Here is a 17,740-nt window from a genome sequence, read left to right as displayed (position 1 = left end):
CGGGCCCGGCCGAAGCCGAGCCCGCGCGCGGAGAGGTCAGGACCAGGCGAACGCGGTCGCCACGTGACCGTGGTGGTTGGAGTTCGGAGCGAGCACCGTTTCGGCGGCGCGCTGCTCCTCGACGGCGACGATCGTGATCTGCGACATGGACATCACCTCCTCTCGAGGTCGGGGGTTTCGGACAGGGCTCCGGTGAGGGCGCCCTCGACGACCGCGCGATACCGGGGCGACCGTGCGGTCAGCTCGTCGTGCGGGGCCGTGTCGACGACGCGTCCGCGCTCGACGAAGAGGACGCGATCCATCGCGCGCATGAGCGTGGGGCGGTGCGTGATGGCCACCGTCGTCCGCCCCGCGCGCGTGGCGGTGAGGGCGGCGACGAAGTCCGCCTCCGTGAGGGTGTCGAGGCTCGCGGTGGGTTCGTCCAGCACCAGGACGGACGGGTCGCGCAGCAGGGCTCTCGCGAGCCCCAGGCGCTGGCGCTCCCCGCCCGACCACGTCGCGCCACGCTCGGCGAGCAGGGTGTCGAGACCCTCGGGGAGGGCACGCACGTGGTCGGCGAGGCGCGCGTGTTCGAGTGCGGTCCAGAGCGCCCGGTCATCGGCATCCGGTGCGAGCAGGTTCTCTCGAACGGTGGCGCGGAAGACGTGCGGCTGCTGCGGCACGAGGACGACCCGTCGGCGCGTCTCGGCCCCCGACTCCGCCGCGCAGTCGACGCCGTCCACCGACAGCTCACCCTCGGCGGCGAGGAGCCGGGCCAGCACGAGAGCGAGGGTCGTCTTGCCGGCCCCGCTCTCGCCGACCACCGCCACGTGCTCACCCGGCGCGAGGGAGAGATCGGCGCCGTCCAGGGCGGTCCCCTCCCCCTCGGGGTAGGTGGCGCGGAGGTCCCGGGCCACGACCGCGCCCGGGTCGGGCGTCGAGAACGCGCGGAAACCCTCGGGGTCGACGGGGCGCACGCCCGGGGCCCGCAGGACGGCGTCGACGCGGCGAGCGGCCTCGGCGGTCTCGCCGATGCGCCCGAGCGCACCGGCGGCGATCGCGGCGGGAGACAGCGCGGCGGCGGCGAAGACCACCAGCGACGGGGCGATCGCGGCATCCATCCCCCCGGCGATCGCCGCCGAGGTGAGCAGAAGCGTCGTCAGCAGCACGACCACCGTCATCGCATCGGTCAGAGCCTGTTCGAGGCCCGCACGCAATGACAGCCCGCGCCGCGCGCGCTGCACAGCCCCGGTCTCATCGGCCACCGCCTCGGCTTCGGCGCCCACCCGCCCGAGCAGGACCACATCGCGGGCACTGGAGCGCGCCGCGAGGACGCGCGCGGACAGGCGCGCGAGCGCCGCCCGCAGGATCTGCCCCTGGGCCGCAGCGCGGCGCGCGAAGAGCACCGGCACCGCCACGAGAAGCACCTGCGCGGGTACGAGCAACAGCCACACGGGACCGAGGAGCGCGACCGCGGTGACGTCGATCACGAGACACGCCAGCACACCGGCCGCGACCTGCGCGACGGTGTGCGCAGCGAACCACTCCAGCGACTCCACATCACCCATCGCCGCGGCGACCGTGTCGCCCGACCGCCGACGGGCCAGGCCCACCGGGGCCAGACGGGCGATGGCGCGGTGCACGTCGACGCGGAGCGCGTCGATCACCCGGTACGCGAGCACATGCGCGAACCACTGCTCGCCCCAGGCCGCCAGACCGGCAGCGACGACCGCCACGATGACGGCCAGCACCAGCGGGGGAGCCCCTGCCGCGGTCGCGAGCGCCGACGCCGCGGTCACCGAGAGCACCGACACAGCGATGGTCGCGAGCATTCCGACGGTCACGACCGCGAGGACGCCGAGGAACAGTCCGCGCCGTCGGCGCAGATAGGGCACGAGCAGGCCGAGAGGGCGAAGGACGCTCACGCGCGACCTCCCCCGGCGGGCACGGCGCCGACCGCCTCGGCGGCGAGCAACGCGGCGTACGCCCCGTCGCGCGCTCGGAGGTCGGCGGGCGCACCGGTCTCCACGACTCTTCCCTCCTGCACGACGATCACCCGGTCGGCGCTCTCCGCCACCGCGAGACGGTGGGTGACCGCGACGATCGCGTCGTCGGGGCGGGCCGCGCGCAAGGAGGCGATCACCCGGGCCTCCGCCGCGGGGTCGAGGGCCGAGGTGGCTTCGTCGAGGACCAGGACACGCCGCTGCTGCATGTCACCGCGGGCGATGGCGACGCGCTGGCGCTGCCCTCCCGAGAGCACCGCTCCGCCGTCGCCGAGCGAGGTTTCGAGGGTGAGACGGCTCTCTCCCGTGCCGATCCCGGCCCGCGCTGCGACGACCTCGACCGCCTCGGCGTCCGCGGGAGCCGCGAGCGCGATCTCGGCGGCCACATCGCCCGCGAGCAGCGCCGGGTCCTGGGCGACCAGGCTCACGCGCGCCCGCAGCTCATCGACGCCCATGGTCCGACCGCCGAGCGAGATCGTGCCCTCCTCGGGCTCGAGCAGACCCGCCATGGCCGCCGCGATCGATGACTTGCCGGCGCCGGTGGGACCGACGATCGCGGTGAGTCCGGCATCCACACGGAAGGACGCTCCCCGCACGACCGGTGCGGAGGAGTTCGGATGCCGCAGGCTCAGATCCCGGGCCTCCAAAGGCAGCGCGACCTCGCCGCGCGCGACCGGCTCCGGGTCACGGCGCCCGCGGTCCGCCTCGACGAGGTCGAGCACGAGCGGTCCCGAGAAGGTTCCGAGGTAGCCCGCGTGCCAGGCTGCGGCGAGTTCGCGCAGGGGGCGGACCAGCTCGATCGACAGCAGGACGGCGGCGAACATCTCGAATGCGCTCAGCTCCCCACCCCGCACGGCGATGAGCACGAGTACGAGCGCCGGGACGGCGAGCAGGGCGAACTGCGACAGTCCCGACTCCACGAGCGACACGCTCAACTGGCGCAGCGTCCGCCGAAGCAGCGTGTCGGAAGCCGCGGCCAGTTCGCGCTCGCGCCGTTCTTCCTGCCCGAACGCGACGAGGGTCGTCATCCCGTGCATCGAGTCGACGAACTCGGCATGGAGCTGCTGGTACGCGTCCCAGTGGTCACCGCCCCGGGCAGCGAGCACCCGGTCCCACAGGCGAGGGGCGAGCGGAAGAACGACGGCGGCGACGATCGCCACGGCCCCGATCACGGGGTCCACGAGCACGAGACCCGTTCCGACGGCGACGAACACGACACCCGTCACCGCCAGCTGCGGCACGTAGGCCGAGAGGTACGCGTCGAGGTTCTCGACACCGTCGGTCACGGTGGCCTGGTCCGCGCCGGTGCGTCCCTCACCGGGCGTGCGCGCCGTGCGCTCGATCAGCGCGGCGACGGCGTGCCGACGCAGGTCGCGCTTGACGGCATCCATCGCCCGGTGTGCGATCGCGGCACGCAGAAGAGTGAGACCGGGGCGGAGGAGCAGGACCGCGGCCACCGCGATGAGCAGGGGGAGGAGCGCGGAGTCGACGAGCGAGCGGCCCGCGAGCAGACCCGCGAACAGCTGCGACAGCACGACGGCCTGCGTCGCCCACGTTGCCGAGATCGCTACGCCGACGCCGATGAGCGCAAGAAGCGCCCCCGTATGCCCACGCCAGAGGCGGAGGAGTCGAAGGTGAGCCATGTCATTTCACCTTATTGAGAATGGTTATCATTAGGCCATGACCGTAGGAGAGCTCGCGACCGACGTCAAGTCGGCGACGGCCGCTCGACGCCGCCGCCCGGCCGTCGCCGTCGTCGCTCTGCTGGCCGTCGCCGTCCCTGTGGTCATGGTGCTCGCCGTCGCCGTCGGCCAGATCGCGCTCACCCCGGCCGAGGTCGTCGACGCCGCCTGGCGCGCACTGACGGGAACGGCGGGAAGCACCGATGCCACACGTCTGGCCGACACCGTCGTCGGGCAGCTGCGCGCCCCGCGCGTGCTGCTCGGGTTCTGCGTGGGCGCGATCCTCGCGGCCAGCGGCGCGGCATTGCAGGCGGTCGTTCGCAACGACCTCGCCGACCCCTATCTGCTGGGGATCACCTCCGGCGCCTCGCTCGGCGCAGCCGCCGTGATCGCGCTGGGCGTCGGCGCGCTCGCGGGCACGCTCTCGACCTCGGGCGGAGCCTTCGTGGGGGCGTTGCTCGCGCTCGTCGTCGTGCTCGTGCTCGTCGGTCCGCGCCGTCGGCTCGGTTCGGGTCGACTGGTGCTCGCCGGACTCGCCGTCGGGTACGCCCTCTCGGCCGTGACGAATCTCGTCGTGGTGCTCTCGGACAATCGCGACGCGATCCGCGCGATCACCTTCTGGATGCTCGGCTCCCTGGGGCAGGCGTCGTGGACCGACCTGCCGCTCGTCGCTCTCGCCCTCGTGACGACCGTGGGTATCCTCACCGTCTGGGGACGCCGGTTGGATGCCATCGGCCTCGGCGACGACGTGGCCCGGAGCCTCGGGAGCGACCCCGACCGCCTCCGCCGAAACGTCGCCATCGTCACCGCCGTCGCCATCGCCGCCGCGGTCGCGGTGAGCGGGTCCATCGGATTCGTCGGTCTCGTCGTCCCCCACCTCGCCCGCGGACTCGTCGGAGCGACACATCGCCTCCTCCTGCCCACGAGTGCGCTGCTCGGCGGGCTGCTCCTCGTGGCCGCCGACACCCTCGCGCGCACCGTGCTGGCCCCGCGGGAGATCCCGCTCGGCATCCTGACCGCCCTGCTCGGCACTCCCCTGCTCCTCCTGCTGATCGCCCGTCGCAGCCGCGACGCGTGACAGCCCCACCCGAAAGGAAATCGATGCGCTCGCGTCCCGCCCTCGCCACCTCCCTCCTCCTGGTCGGTGCCACTGCCCTCGCCGGATGCTCCTCCCCCGGCGCCGCCGCTCCCTCCGCGAACTCCGGAGAGACGTACCCCGTGACCGTCACCGACTGCGGAACCGACGTGCAGATCGACGCACGCCCCGAGCGGGTGCTGACCGTGGGGACCGCCGCCGTCGAGCTGCTCGCCGCCGCGGGCGCCGGAGACGCCGTCACCGCCCGCACCGCCGAGTTCGGAGCGGCGCTCGCGGCCTCGATCACCGACCCGCCCTCCGACGACCTCATCCTCGACCCCGCCGACCCGACGACCGAGACCATCGTGGGGGCGACGCCCGACCTGGTGTTCGGCTACGGGCTCTTCTCGGCCGACCCGGCGCAGGTGAAGGCAGCCGGCATCCCGATCCTGACCGTGCAGGGCGAATGCGGGCACGACGCCACCACCGCGAGCGGGGCCGTCGACCTGCACACGATCACCGCCGATGTCCGGCGCCTGGGCACGGTCTTCGACACGAGCGCGACCGCCGACCCCGCGGCCGACGCCCTCGACCAGCGGATCGCCGCGGCGACGCGCCCCGCGACCGGAGACTCGGCGGCCTGGGTGTACTACTTCTCGTCGGAGGACCCGATCTCGGCATACGGCGGAGCGGGCATGCCCGCGGCGGTCCTGACCGCGGCCGGACTCGACAACGTGTACGGCGACCAGAGCGACGTGTACCTCACCGTCTCGACCGAGAGCCTCCTGGCGGCGCAGCCGACCTGGATCGTGCTCACGCACGGTCTGTACGGAGAGACCGAGGAACAGGCGCGCGAGAAGCTGCTCGCCGAGCCCGGGATCGGAGAACTGGATGCCGTGAAGGCCGGCCGCATCGTCATGGTCGGTGCCGACACGTCGAGTCCGGCGCCCGCGGCGATCGCGGGCCTGGAGACCATCACCGCGGGCACCGATGGCTGACACCCCCGCACTGCTCGAGGCCGACGGGGTCGCCGTCGCGCACGGACGCCACCGCGTGATCGAGGATCTCTCCTTCACCCTGCACCCGGGTGAGCGCGTCGCGATCGTCGGCCCCAACGGTGCGGGGAAGACCTCTCTGCTGCGCGCGCTGGCCGGGCTCACCCGCCCGGCCGGCGGGCGCGTGCTCCTCCACGGTCGTGACCTGACGCGCCTGCGGGACCGCGACCGCGCGCGGCACCTCGCCTTCGTCGCGCAGGACGAGCACACCGATCTGCCGTACCGGGCGCGCGACGTGCTGCTGCTCGGGCGCGCGGCGGGCCGCGGCGACTGGCATCGCTACGACGGCGACGATCACGCGGTGGTCTCGGCGGTGGCCGAGCGGTGGGAGCTGACGGGGCTGCTGGATCGCACCCTCGACGCCCTGTCGGGTGGCGAGCGAAGGCGCGTGCTTCTGGCGCGCGCCTTCGCGCAGCAGGCGGAAGTGGTCCTGCTGGACGAGCCCACGAACCATCTCGACCTGCGTCACCAGCACGCTCTTCTCGCGCACTTGCGCGACACCGCCGCCACCGCCGTGCTGACCCTCCACGACCTCGATCTCGCTGCCGCGTACTGCACGCGGGTCGTCCTGCTGCAGCACGGGCGGGTCCTCGCCGACGGCGCCCCCGACGCGGCCCTGTCGTCGGAGCGGGTCTCGAAGGTCTACGGCGTGCCCATCACCTCGACCCACGTGGGTGGACGGGCGCGCATCCTCGTCGGATGATCGGGGTCCCTCCCGCGGCGGATGCGGATACGCTCCGGGACGGACGACACGGCCGACCCCCGCGGCTGGGATGGAGGCATGACCTCTTCTCCCGTCCTCACCGCCACCGGACTCGTCAAGCGCTACGGCGAGCTGTCGGCGCTCGACTCCGTGTCCCTGACCATCCGCGCCGGCGAGTCCGTCGCCGTCATGGGGGCGTCGGGGTCGGGCAAGACCACCCTGCTGCACACCCTCGCCGCCGTGATCGCACCCGACTCCGGCTCCGTCGTGCTCTCGCCACCGGGCGCTCAGCCGATCGAGCTCGTCGGCCTCAGCGAGGGCGAACGCGCGCGCGTCCGCCGCACGCTCCTGGGCTTCGTCTTCCAGGAGCACCTGCTGCTGCCCGAGCTGACCGCCGTCGAGAACGCGGCCCTGCCGCTGCTGCTCACCGGGATGAGGCGAACGGATGCCGAGCGCCACGCCGCCGGCTGGCTCGCCGCCCTGGGACTCGCGGGAATGGAGTCCCGCCGCATCGGTCAGCTCTCGGGCGGGCAGGCGCAACGCGTCGCGATCGCCCGCGCGCAGGTGACCGGGGCACCGGTCGTCTTCGCCGACGAGCCCACCGGTGCGCTGGATTCGGCCACCTCGACCGACGTGCTGAGCGCGCTCCTGCACGCCACCACCGGCCAGGGCCGGACGCTCGTCATGGTCACGCACGACGCCGAGGTCGCCCGCCGCTGCTCGCGCATCGTGCGGCTGCGCGACGGCCAGGTCGTCGACGACACCGCGGGGGTCCTGCGATGAGCACCGTCCTCCCCCTGGCCCGTCTGCTGTCGCGTCCCAGCCGCCAGGGTCGCGCGGCGCTCGTCCTCCCCGCGGTCGCCTTCGCGGTGACCACGGCTCTGCTCCTCACCGTCGCCGGTGGCGCGCACATGTTCCTCGTGGATCCTCGAACGCAGAGCGGCGAAGGGGTCTACGGCATCCTGGCCTCGCTCGCCCTGCTGCTGCTGGCCGTCCCGCTCGTGACGCTCGGAGCGGCGGCCGCGCGCCTGTCGAGCCGCCGCCGCAACGACCGGCTCGCCACCCTGCGTCTGCTGGGCGCGAGCGGACGCGAGATCTGGGCGCTCACGGTGCTCGAGGCCACCCTCGTCGCCGCCGCGGGCGCCGTCGCGGGCGTGGCGCTGTACGCCGCGTTCCTGCCGCTGGTCGGCCTGCTCCCGTTCTTCGGCGGCCCGGTCGGGGTCGCGGCCGTCGCGATCACCCCTCTCCTGGGGGCGGGCGTGCTGGTGGGCGTGGTCGTCATCGCCGCGATCAGCGCCGCCGCGAGCCTGCGGAAGGTCACCGTGACCCCGCTGGGCGTGCGGACGCGCAGCGCCGCGCCGCCGTCGCGTCGCGCGGTGCTCATCGTCGGGCTCGTCCTGCTCGTGGCGGTCGGCCTCGCGGTCGCGAACTTCAGTGTCGTCGGCAGCCTCGTCGGGCCTGCCCTCGCCACGGGCGTGCTGCTCGGACTGTTCGTGGGCGGCATGGCCCTGCTCAACCTCGTGGGCGCGCCGATCATCGCGGCCCGTGGCCGCGCCATGGCCCGCCACGCGAAAGGTGCGGCGCAGCTCGTCGCGGGTCGTGAGCTCGCGGCTCACGCGGGTCCGTCCTGGCGCCGGGTGTCGGGCATGGCGATCGTGTCGTTCATCGCGGTGGTCGCCGGGTGCGGCCTGGCCGTCGTCAACGCGGCCGAGGGTGCCGAGGGCGTGACGCTTCTGACCGACATCCGCACCGGCGTTCTCCTCACGCTCGGTATCGCCTTCGTCCTGCTCGCGTGCGCGGTGGGGGTCACGCAGGCGGCGTCGGCGCTCGAGGAGCGCGACCTCATCGTCGGCCTCGACCGGCTCGGCATCCCGGATGCCGAACTCCGCCGCGCCCGCCGGCTCACGGTCATGGTTCCCCTGCGGTGGGCCGCGGTGGGCGGTGCCGCCCTGGGCGGGGTGCTGTCGTTCCCGATCGTGGGGATCGGTCTCGTGATGGCCCCGCTGTCGGTGGCGACGATCGCCGTGACTTTCGTCGCGGGCTTCGGGCTGGTCGCCGCGGCCCTCGCGTCAACGCGTCCGATCGTGACGGGCATCCGCCGCGGCACGGTCTGACGCTGCACCTCCGTCCCCGTCCCCGTTGAGTGTCCAAGACACGCCGTTTCCGCCCGCGCGGTTGCGGCGTGTCTTGGACACTCAACGCTGTTACGAGGTGGCCCCGCGCGGGTGTTAGCGTGCGGGGGTGCGACAGGATGCCACGGAACCCCGCCGAATCCGCGTTTCCGCCGCGGTGATCACCGACGCCGAGGGACGCCTGCTGCTCGTGCGGAAGGCGGGGACCACCGCCTTCATGCAGCCCGGCGGCAAGCCCGAGGCGGGCGAGACGGCGGCCGAGACCCTCGCCCGCGAGCTCGCCGAGGAGATCAACCTCGACGTCGACCCCGCCGCCCTCGAGCCGCTCGGCGAGTTCGCTGCCGCGGCGGCGAACGAACCCGGCTTCGAGGTGGTCGCGGACGTGTTCCGTGTCGACATCGGTGACCAGCAGCCGGTCCTGGATGCCGAGATCGTGGAACTTCGCTGGGTCACCGCCGCGACGGCATCCGGAATCGAGATCGCCCCGCTGGCGCGGGAGTATTTCCTGCCGGAGTGACGGGGCGTCGCTCGGGCGCCACGGGCCGAACCCTCGGGCGGAGTTCAGGGCCGACACACCGCCAGCCACGGCCGCCACACGGCGCGTCGCCCACGGACTCCGCACAACGGCACAGGGTGCCACGGCGCCGGCGGCACCGGCCGGCGTACCCTCACGCGGACTCCAGGCCCGACACGCCGCCGTCCACGGCCGCCACACGGCGCGTCGCCCACGGACTCCGCACAACGGCACAGGATGCCACGGCCCCGGCCCGCGGCCCGGAACCACAGCCCCGGCACCACCCCGCGTACCGTCACGCGGACTCCAGGCCCGACACGCCGCCGTCCACGGCCGCCACACGGCGCGTCGCCCACGGACTCCGCACAACGGCACAGGATGCGGCCCCGGCCCGCGGCCCGGAACCACAGCCCCGGCCCCGCTCAGCGACGTCAGCCGCCGACTGCCCCCACCAGCGCGCGCAGGGCCATCGCGGCCAGGATCTCCGCCGCGCGGTCGCCGGACGATTCGGCGCTGTGCGGGGTCGAGTTGAGCAGGCCGAAGGTGCCGAGGACGCGCGTCTGGCGCTCGGCCGCATCGAGTTCGGGACGGACGGATGCCAGGACGGCATCCCATTCCTGGACGTATCGCCGCTGCAGACTGCGCACCTGGTGATTCGCGTCGGCGGGCAGTTGGGCGAGCTCGCGGTCCTGGATACGGATCGTGTCGGGGTCGGCCGTCGCGAAGTCGAGGTGGAAGCGGACGAGCCGCGACAGAACCTCGTCGGGGGACCCGGCCTCGGCCACCAGAGCGCGACCCCCCTCGAGCAGGCGGCGGCTGGCGTCGATCAGCAGCTCGGCGAGGAGCGCCTCTTTGCTCGGGAAGTAGTTGTAGAGCGCGGGGCCGCTCATGCCCACGGCCTCGCCCAACTCCACCGTCGACACGGCCGCGAAGCCCCGCTCGGCGAACAGCGCCGCCGCCGAACGCATCAGCGACGCCCGGCGGTTGGCTTTCTGCGTCGCGCGCCAGGTTGCCGTCACCGCAGCATCTCGCGTGCCTGCCGCAGCACCGGCTCATCGATCATGCGCCCGCGGAAACGGAACACCCCGGGCTGTCCCTCCGCCTCGGCGAGCACCGCCCGGGCCCACTCGCGCTCGGGGTCGGTGCTCGCGTAGGCCGAGCGGATCGTCGCGACCTGCGTCGGGTGAATGCACGCCGTCGCGGTGAACCCCGAGGCCGCGGCATCCTCGCACTCGGCGCGCAGGCCCTCGAGGTCCGCGATGTCGAGGTGTACCGCGTCGATCGCGTCCTTGCCGTGGGCGCGGGCGGCCAGCAGAACGTTCGCGCGCGCGGTGCGGGCGACGTCGCGGTAGCGGCCGTCGGCGAAGCGGCTCGAGCGGCCGCTCATGCTCGCGATGAGGTCTTCGGCTCCCCACATCAACCCGACCGTCGCGGGGTGCGCGGCGATCTCGGCGGCGTGCACGATGCCGCGCGCCGTCTCGCACAGCGCGACGACCTCGAACCCGTCCGTCGCCTCGACGTCGGCGGCCGACTCCGCCTTCGCGAGCATCACGGTCGTGTACCCGCTCGCCCGGACGGCGGTGAGGTCGAGCGCGTGGTCGGGCGATCCCGCCGCGTTGAGCCGAACGATCACCCGCTCCGGGTCGAGAGGATGAGCGGCGAGCGCCTCACGCGCGCGTACCTTGTCGGCGGGAGCCACGGCATCCTCGAGGTCGAGGATCACGGTGTCGGCCGCCGCGGCCGCCTTGGCGTACCGGTCGGGGCGGTCGGCGGGACAGAAGAGCAGGGCGGGGCCGTGCATCAAGGCGCCTCCTCGGGGTTACGGTCAGGGCCCGGGGCCCGGTCGGAGTCGGGCGCGATCGCGGGCCTTACGAGCATGAGGGTCGAGCGGCGCGCTTCGGCGACCACCACCCCATTCTGGTTGCGCATCGTGTGGGCGAACTCCACGATCCCCTGGCCCGGCCGCGAGGTCGATAGGCGTTTACCCGCGATGAGCGTCTCGGCGTACAGCGTGTCGCCGACGCGCACGGGCGCCGGGAAGCGCACGTCGCTGAACCCGAGGTTCGCGACGATCGTGCCCTGCGTGAGCTGCGCGACCGAGAGCCCGACCATCGTCGACAGCGTGAACATGCTGTTGACCAGCCGCTCGTTGAACTCGGTCGACGCCGACCACGCGGCATCCAGGTGCAGTGACTGCGTGTTCATCGTCAGTGTCGTGAAGAGGACGTTGTCGGCCTCGGTCACCGTGCGACCCGGGCTGTGCACGTAGGTCGCGCCCTCTTCGATCTCGTCGAAGTAGAGCCCTCTCTGGATGATCCGGATGCCACTCACTCCCCGCCCCTTTCGTCGTCGGTGCCGGGTTCGTCCGGCGTCTCGGCGCCCGGTCGCGCCCCCTCCGGCTCACCGCCGCCGGGCGCGACCACCGCCAGCGCCTGCCCGCGCGCGACCACGTCGCCGACCGCCGCCTGCAGCCTGACCGTCCCCGCGACGCTCGATCGCACCACGTGCTCCATCTTCATGGCCTCCACGGCGAGCACCGCGTCGCCCACCCCCACCGTCGCCCCGTCGGCGACGTGCACCATCACCACGGTGCCGGGCATGGGCGAGACGAGCTGCGGGTCGGCGTCCGCGGTGGCGTCGGCGCGGTGCACGGTGCGGACCCTCTCGACGCGCCACACGGCCCCTTCGTGCGCGATCCACACACCGACGTCGCCGACCTCGGACGCGAGAGTGCGCGTGCGGCCGTCGAGCGTGATCGAGACGAGACCGGCGTCGACTCGCCGGACGCGCGCCGGACGCGCGGCCTCGGGGGCGGTTCCCGCGCGGTCGCTCTCGGTCCGCTTCTGCTCCGCCGCCGCCGGCATGGGGCGCACCGGTCCCGCGACCGCAAGCGTCTCCCCCACCCCGGTCACCTCGACCGTGCGCTGCTCTTCGCCGACCGCGAGCCGATAGCGCCGCGGAGCCGACGCCCCCAGCCGCCACCCGTCACCGCGTCGCCACGGTTCCTGTGAGCGTGAGGCCGTGGCATCCAGGATCAGAGCCGCCTCCGCGAAGGCGCGTTCCTCGGGCGCCTCGGTCGTGAGCCCCTCGAGCTCTCGCGCGATGAGCCCCGTGTCGAGGGCGCCCGCCACGACGTCCGGAACCTCGAGCAGCGCCCGCAGGAACGCCACATTGGTCGCGAAGCCGAACACGGTCGTGTCGCCCAGCGCCCCCACGAGCCGCCGCCGCGCGCTCTCGCGGTCGGGTCCCCACGCGATGACCTTCGCGAGCATCGGGTCGTAGTCGACCGAGACGTCGAGGCCGTCCTCGAGCGCCGTGTCGACGCGGATCCCCTCCCCGCGCGGGTGTCGCACGCGCGCGACGTGACCGCCGGTCGGCAGGAAGCCGGATGCCGGATCCTCGGCGTACACGCGCGCCTCGAACGCGTGTCCGGTGAGGGTGACGGCATCCTGATCGAAGCCGAGGGGCTCGCCGGCGGCGATCCGGAGCTGCTGCTCGACGAGGTCGAGGCCGGTGACCTCTTCGGTGACCGGATGCTCGACCTGCAGGCGCGTGTTCATCTCCATGAAGAAGAACTCCCCCGGAGCCTCGGCCGACACGATGAACTCCACCGTCCCCGCGCCGCGGTAGTCGACGCTGCGCGCGGTCTCGCACGCGGCCTGGCCGATGCGCGCGCGGGTCTCGGCGTCGAGGAGGGGCGACGGCGCCTCTTCGATGACCTTCTGGTGACGGCGCTGCAGCGAGCACTCGCGCTCGCCCAGGTGCACGACCGCGCCGTGCGCGTCGGCGAGCACCTGCACCTCGATGTGGCGAGGGCTCCGCACGTAGCGCTCGAGGAACAGGGTGTCGTCGCCGAAGCTCGCCGCCGCTTCCCGGCGGGCCGCGGCGATCGCTGCCGGAAGAGCATCGGACGCCTCCACGACGTGCATGCCCTTTCCGCCGCCGCCCGCGGACGGCTTGATGAGCAACGGGTAGCCCACGTCGTCGCCCGCGGCGATCAGCTCGGCATCCGTCATCCCGGCACGCGCGACCCCGGGAACGGTGGGCACTCCGCGCGCCTCGACCGCGTGCTTGGCCGAGATCTTGTCGCCCATGACCCGGATCGCCTCGGCGGTCGGTCCGATGAACACGATCCCCGCCTCCTCGCACGCCCGCGCGAAAGCGGCGTTCTCGGCGAGGAATCCGTAACCGGGGTGGATCGCCTCGGCACCGGTATCCCGCGCCGCGCGGATCACGGCGTCGATGTCGAGGTAGCTTCGCGCCGCCGGCGCCGGCCCCAGGCCCACCGCGACATCGGCGAGATGGACGTGGCGGGCCCCGGCATCCGCGTCGCTGTAGACGGCGACCGAGCGGATGCCGAGACGGCGGAGGGTGCGGATGATGCGGCAGGCGATCTCGCCGCGGTTGGCGATCAGAACGGTGGTGAACATGCGGGTCACATCCGGAAGACGCCGTAACCCGGCGCGTCGAGGGGCGAGCGAGTGATGACGTCGAGGGCGAGGGCGAGGACGTCGCGGGTCTGTGCCGGCTCGATGATCCCGTCGTCCCAGAGCCGCGCTGTCGAGTAGTAGGGGCTCCCCTGTCGCTCGTACTGCTCGCGGACCGGCGCCTCGAAGGCGGCCTGGTCGTCGGCCGACCATTCGCCGCCGCCGGCCTCGATCTGGTCGCGGCGGACGGTGGAGAGGACGGATGCCGCCTGCGGCCCACCCATGACCGAGACGCGCGCGCCCGGCCAGAGCCAGAGGAAGCGCGGCGAGTAGGCGCGTCCGCACATCGAGTAGGTGCCGGCGCCGAAGGACCCACCGACCACGACGGTGAGCTTGGGCACCGAGGCGCACGCGACGGCGTTGACCATCTTCGCGCCGTGCTTGGCGATGCCGCCCGACTCGTACTCGCGGCCGACCATGAACCCGGTGATGTTCTGCAGGAACACCAGGGGGATGCCGCGCTGGTCGCACAGCTCGATGAAGTGCGCCCCCTTGAGGGCCGATTCGCCGAAGAGGACGCCGTTGTTCGCGATGATCCCGACCCGGTGCCCCTCGATCCGGGCGAAGGCGGTGACGAGGGTCTCCCCGTACTCACGCTTGAACTCGTGGATGCTGCCGGCATCGACGATCCGCGTGAGGATCTCGCGGGCGTCGTAGGGGGTCGTGAGTTCGACCGGCACGATGTCCTCGAGCTCTCGCGGGTCTTTCTCGGGGTCGGCGGCAGGCTCTGGCATCCGCTGTTCGGGGGGAGGCAGTGTCGCGACGATGTCGCGCACGATCTCGAGCGCGTGGGCGTCGTCCTCGGCGAGGTGGTCGGCGACGCCCGAGACACGGGTGTGCACGACGCCGCCGCCGAGGTCTTCGGCGGTGACGACCTCTCCGGTCGCGGCCTTCACCAGCGGCGGGCCACCGAGGAAGATCGTGCCCTGGTTCCGCACGATCACGGTCTCGTCGCTCATCGCCGGGACGTACGCGCCGCCCGCGGTCGACGAGCCGAGCACCGCCGCGATCTGCGGGATGCCGTCGCGCGACATGCGAGCCTGGTTGTAGAAGATGCGGCCGAAGTGGTCGCGGTCGGGGAAGACCTCGTCCTGCATCGGGAGGAACGCTCCGCCCGAGTCGACGAGGTACACGCACGGCAGGCGGTTCTCGGCGGCGATCTCCTGCGCGCGCAGGTGCTTCTTCACCGTGATCGGGAAGTAGCTGCCGCCCTTCACGGTCGCGTCGTTGGCGACCACCATCACGTGCCGGCCGTGGACGAGCCCGATGCCCGCGACCACGCCGCCGGCGGGGCAGTCGCCACCGTACATCCCGTAGGCCGCGAGCGGCGCGACCTCGAGGAACGGGCTCCCGACGTCGAGCAGTTCGTCGATGCGGTCCCGGGCGAGCATCTTGCCGCGGGCGACGTGGCGCTCGCGCGTGGCATCCGGTCCGCCTCTCGCGATCGTCTCGCGCCGCTCGCGCAGCTGGGCGACGAGCTCGCGGTAGGCCTGCATCATGACAACTCCTCGTTGAGTTACCGATCAGTAATGCAGTTAGGTTACGGCTCGGTAATCGAGTTGTCTACGGGTCGGCGTTCTCATCGCGGTCGAGTGTCCAAGACGCGCCGCAACTCCCCCTCGCATTACGGCGCGTCTTGGACGGTCGACCAGGGCCGGCACGGCACCGGGCGCGCGGCGCGTCGGGCGCCGGGCGCCGGGCCGGCACGGGATGTCACCAAACCCGTTGAGTGTCCGAGACACGCCGTAACCGCCGCGCCCAATGCGGCGTGTCTTGGACAGTCGACCAGCCGAGGCACCGGCCGTAGGCTCGACGCCATGCGCAGCGACTGGATCACGCACCGACGCCCCGACGGCGAGGTGCTCGGGTGGATGGAGCCGAACGGCGACGGCTTCGTCGTCATCGACCTGCTTGGCCGGCGCTCGCCCGAGGCGGTCGACTGGCTGACCGCTGAGGAGACGCTCGAGGAGCGCGGGATCGGCTACCTCGCCGACATGTACGAGCTGCGCCTCGCCGACGGGTCGTGGCTGCGGGTACGCATCGCCGAGGTCTCGACCTCCGGCATCCGGGTCAAGAAAGACGACTGGGGCGCCGTCGGTGCGCCGCAGTTGTTCTACGACGTGGCGTTCCCCGTCGACGAAGGGGTGCTGCGGCCACTGACCAAGGGCTGAACACAGGTGGCTGAGCTTGTCGAAGCCTCCGGTCCCTTCGACAGGCTCAGGGACCTTCGACAGGCTCAGGGACCTCGCGAAACCACGAAGGGGTGCTGCGGCCACTGACCAAGGGCTGAACACAGGTGGCTGAGCTTGTCGAAGCCTCCGGTCCCTTCGACAAGCTCAGGGGCCTCGCGAAACCACGAAGGGGTGCTGCGGCCACTGATCAAGGGCTGAACACAGGTGGCTGAGCTTGTCGAAGCCTCCGGTCCCTTCGACAAGCTCAGGGACCTACGACAAGCTCAGGGACCTACGACAGGCTCAGGGACCTCACGCAACCCCGGAACCTCGACACGCTCACCAGGAGCTCTTGCGGTAGTCCTTCAGGAAGATGCCGAAGAGGTCTTCGCCGGCCTCGCCGCGCACGATCGGGTCGTACACGCGTGCGGCTCCGTCGACGAGGTCGAGCGGGGCGTGGAACCCCTCCTCGGCGAGGCGCACCTTGGTGAAGTGCGGACGCTCGTCGGTGATCCAGCCGGTGTCGACCGCGGTCATCAGGATGCCGTCCGACTCGAACATCTCGCGGGCGCTCGTGCGCGTGAGCATGTTGAGCGCGGCCTTCGCCATGTTGGTGTGCGGGTGGCCCGGACCCTTGTATCCGCGGCCGAACACGCCCTCCATCGCCGAGACGTTGACGATGTACTTCCGCCGCGCCGTCGACGCGGCCATCGCGGGGCGCAGGCGGCTCACCAGCAGGAACGGCGCGGTCATGTTGGCCAGCTGCACCTCGAGCATCTCGAGGGGCTCGACCTGGTCGACGTGCTGCGTCCAGCTGTTGATGCGGTCCTCGTCGGGCACGAGCCCGCCCGCGTCGATCGCGGTGCCCGCCGCCAGGCGCTCGAGCGACGACGAACCCGCCGCCATCGCCTCGGCGGTCAGCTCCTCCGCCGTGCGCGCGGCCGACGCGAGGATCGGATGCGCCGACACCGACTGCGCGAGAGCGAGCGGGTGCGCGTCGTTCGTGTGGCCGAAGGTGACCAGCTCGGGCAGCGGTCCGTCCGGGAGCGGTGCGAGTTCGGCATCCACCAGGGGTTTGTACGCCCCCGGCGAGCGCCGGACGGTTTGAGCTGCGTTGTTGATGAGGATGTCGAGCGGACCATCGGATGCCACCGACTCGGCGAGTCCGATCACCTGGGCGGGATCACGCAGGTCGATGCCCACGACCTTGAGCCGGTGCAGCCAGTCGGCGCTGTCGGGCAGCGACGAGAAGCGCCGCACAGCGTCGCGCGGGAAGCGCGTCGTGATCGTCGTGTGGGCGCCGTCGCGCAGCAGCCGCAGCGCGATGTACATGCCGATCTTGGCGCGACCTCCGGTGAGCAGCGCGCGCTTGCCGGTGAGGTCGGTGCGAGCGTCGCGCTTGGCGTGGCTCATCGCCGCGCAGTCGGGGCACAGCTGGTGGTAGAACGCGTCGACGAGGGTGTAGTCCTGCTTGCAGATGTAGCAGGCGCGGGCTTTGATCAGCTCTCCGGCGAACGGCGTTGTCGTGCGGGTCGCGAGCGGGATGCCGCGCGTCTCGTCGTCGATGCGGTCGGCGGCACCGGTCGCCGTGGCGGCGACGACCGCGCGGTCGGCGTCGGCGATGCGCTGGCGCTTCTCGCGCCGCGACTGCCGCTTGACGTCCTTGTAGAGCTTGCCGGTCTGGCGGCGCAGCGCGATATACGCGGGGTCTTCGCGATCGAGCGACGACGCTGCGTCGATGACGCGCAACGCGATCTCGAGTTCGGCCGGATCGATGGATGCCACGCGCTCGACGTCGGGCGCGGCACCGGCGTCCGTGGCATCCGGATCCGCACCGGTCAGCGGCGCGGCGGCATCCGGCGCGGTGACGCGATCGGCGTCACGATCGGGGCTGGGGGGTGTTTCGGGCACAGGGAAGTGTACCGAGGGCTCGCTGGAC

At 72.6% G+C, this 17,740-nt stretch carries 15 protein-coding genes; 7 read left to right on the top strand and 8 right to left on the bottom strand.

Annotation, left to right across the window (positions count from 1 at the left end):
- Nucleotides 1–152 precede the first annotated feature (152 nt).
- Together QE388_RS06585 and QE388_RS06580 are read right to left on the bottom strand one after the other, a co-directional pair.
- Complete coding sequence (locus tag QE388_RS06585) at nt 153–1,904, bottom strand: amino acid ABC transporter ATP-binding/permease protein (protein WP_307384097.1); 1,752 nt, start codon at nt 1,902–1,904, stop codon at nt 153–155.
- On the bottom strand, nt 1,901–3,625 hold the full coding sequence (locus tag QE388_RS06580; RefSeq protein ID WP_307384095.1) for an ATP-binding cassette domain-containing protein: 1,725 nt from the start codon (nt 3,623–3,625) through the stop codon (nt 1,901–1,903). Before QE388_RS06580 ends, QE388_RS06585 begins: the two co-directional genes overlap by 4 nt.
- A 37-nt stretch (nt 3,626–3,662) precedes the next feature.
- Here QE388_RS06580 and QE388_RS06575 point away from each other — a divergent pair, with 37 nt between their 5' ends.
- The 6 genes from QE388_RS06575 to QE388_RS06550 all read left to right on the top strand — a co-directional run bounded on the left by QE388_RS06575 (nt 3,663) and on the right by QE388_RS06550 (nt 9,146).
- Nucleotides 3,663–4,742: an iron ABC transporter permease gene (locus QE388_RS06575; RefSeq protein WP_307384093.1), complete on the top strand. Its 1,080-nt coding sequence runs from the start codon at nt 3,663–3,665 to the stop codon at nt 4,740–4,742.
- 23 nt (nt 4,743–4,765) lie between these two features.
- Nucleotides 4,766–5,737, top strand: coding sequence for an ABC transporter substrate-binding protein (locus QE388_RS06570; RefSeq protein WP_307384089.1), 972 nt, complete (start codon nt 4,766–4,768; stop codon nt 5,735–5,737).
- Nucleotides 5,730–6,497 carry an ABC transporter ATP-binding protein gene (locus QE388_RS06565; protein WP_275798475.1) on the top strand — a complete coding sequence of 256 codons (768 nt, stop codon included), beginning with the start codon at nt 5,730–5,732 and terminating at the stop codon, nt 6,495–6,497. The genes QE388_RS06570 and QE388_RS06565 overlap by 8 nt, the downstream gene beginning before the upstream one ends.
- Nucleotides 6,498–6,575: 78 nt before the next feature.
- Complete coding sequence (locus QE388_RS06560) at nt 6,576–7,280, top strand: ABC transporter ATP-binding protein (RefSeq protein ID WP_307384087.1); 705 nt, start codon at nt 6,576–6,578, stop codon at nt 7,278–7,280.
- Nucleotides 7,277–8,611, top strand: coding sequence for an FtsX-like permease family protein (locus QE388_RS06555; RefSeq protein ID WP_307384084.1), 1,335 nt, complete (start codon nt 7,277–7,279; stop codon nt 8,609–8,611). The genes QE388_RS06560 and QE388_RS06555 overlap by 4 nt, the downstream gene beginning before the upstream one ends.
- Nucleotides 8,612–8,738: 127 nt before the next feature.
- Nucleotides 8,739–9,146 (top strand): NUDIX domain-containing protein, encoded by a 408-nt coding sequence (locus QE388_RS06550; protein ID WP_275798471.1) that lies wholly within the window; start codon nt 8,739–8,741, stop codon nt 9,144–9,146.
- A gap of 428 nt (nt 9,147–9,574) precedes the next feature.
- Here QE388_RS06550 and QE388_RS06545 read toward each other — a convergent pair whose 3' ends face one another.
- From QE388_RS06545 to QE388_RS06525, 5 genes are read right to left on the bottom strand one after another with little or no spacing between them, the layout of a single operon-like run.
- Nucleotides 9,575–10,162, bottom strand: coding sequence for a TetR/AcrR family transcriptional regulator (locus QE388_RS06545; RefSeq protein WP_307384081.1), 588 nt, complete (start codon nt 10,160–10,162; stop codon nt 9,575–9,577).
- Complete coding sequence (locus tag QE388_RS06540) at nt 10,159–10,944, bottom strand: CoA ester lyase (protein ID WP_307387069.1); 786 nt, start codon at nt 10,942–10,944, stop codon at nt 10,159–10,161. The genes QE388_RS06545 and QE388_RS06540 overlap by 4 nt, the downstream gene beginning before the upstream one ends.
- Nucleotides 10,944–11,474: a MaoC family dehydratase gene (locus QE388_RS06535; protein ID WP_307384079.1), complete on the bottom strand. Its 531-nt coding sequence runs from the start codon at nt 11,472–11,474 to the stop codon at nt 10,944–10,946. The genes QE388_RS06540 and QE388_RS06535 overlap by 1 nt, the downstream gene beginning before the upstream one ends.
- Nucleotides 11,471–13,573: a biotin carboxylase N-terminal domain-containing protein gene (locus tag QE388_RS06530; RefSeq protein WP_307384077.1), complete on the bottom strand. Its 2,103-nt coding sequence runs from the start codon at nt 13,571–13,573 to the stop codon at nt 11,471–11,473. Before QE388_RS06530 ends, QE388_RS06535 begins: the two co-directional genes overlap by 4 nt.
- 5 nt (nt 13,574–13,578) lie before the next feature.
- Nucleotides 13,579–15,129 carry a carboxyl transferase domain-containing protein gene (locus QE388_RS06525; RefSeq protein WP_307384074.1) on the bottom strand — a complete coding sequence of 517 codons (1,551 nt, stop codon included), beginning with the start codon at nt 15,127–15,129 and terminating at the stop codon, nt 13,579–13,581.
- A 318-nt stretch (nt 15,130–15,447) separates the two neighbouring features.
- Here QE388_RS06525 and QE388_RS06520 point away from each other — a divergent pair, with 318 nt between their 5' ends.
- On the top strand, nt 15,448–15,801 hold the full coding sequence (locus QE388_RS06520) for a hypothetical protein (RefSeq protein WP_307384072.1): 354 nt from the start codon (nt 15,448–15,450) through the stop codon (nt 15,799–15,801).
- A 339-nt stretch (nt 15,802–16,140) separates the two neighbouring features.
- Here QE388_RS06520 and QE388_RS06515 read toward each other — a convergent pair whose 3' ends face one another.
- Nucleotides 16,141–17,586 (bottom strand): SDR family oxidoreductase, encoded by a 1,446-nt coding sequence (locus QE388_RS06515; RefSeq protein WP_307387068.1) that lies wholly within the window; start codon nt 17,584–17,586, stop codon nt 16,141–16,143.
- Between the last annotated feature and the right edge of the window lie 154 nt (nt 17,587–17,740).

Origin of the sequence: Microbacterium sp. SORGH_AS_0969, from assembly GCF_030818255.1 — a bacterium.
Classification (GTDB): domain Bacteria; phylum Actinomycetota; class Actinomycetes; order Actinomycetales; family Microbacteriaceae; genus Microbacterium.
The sequence above is the reverse complement of the archived record's forward strand: the minus strand, read 5'-3'. Positions and strand labels throughout refer to the sequence as shown.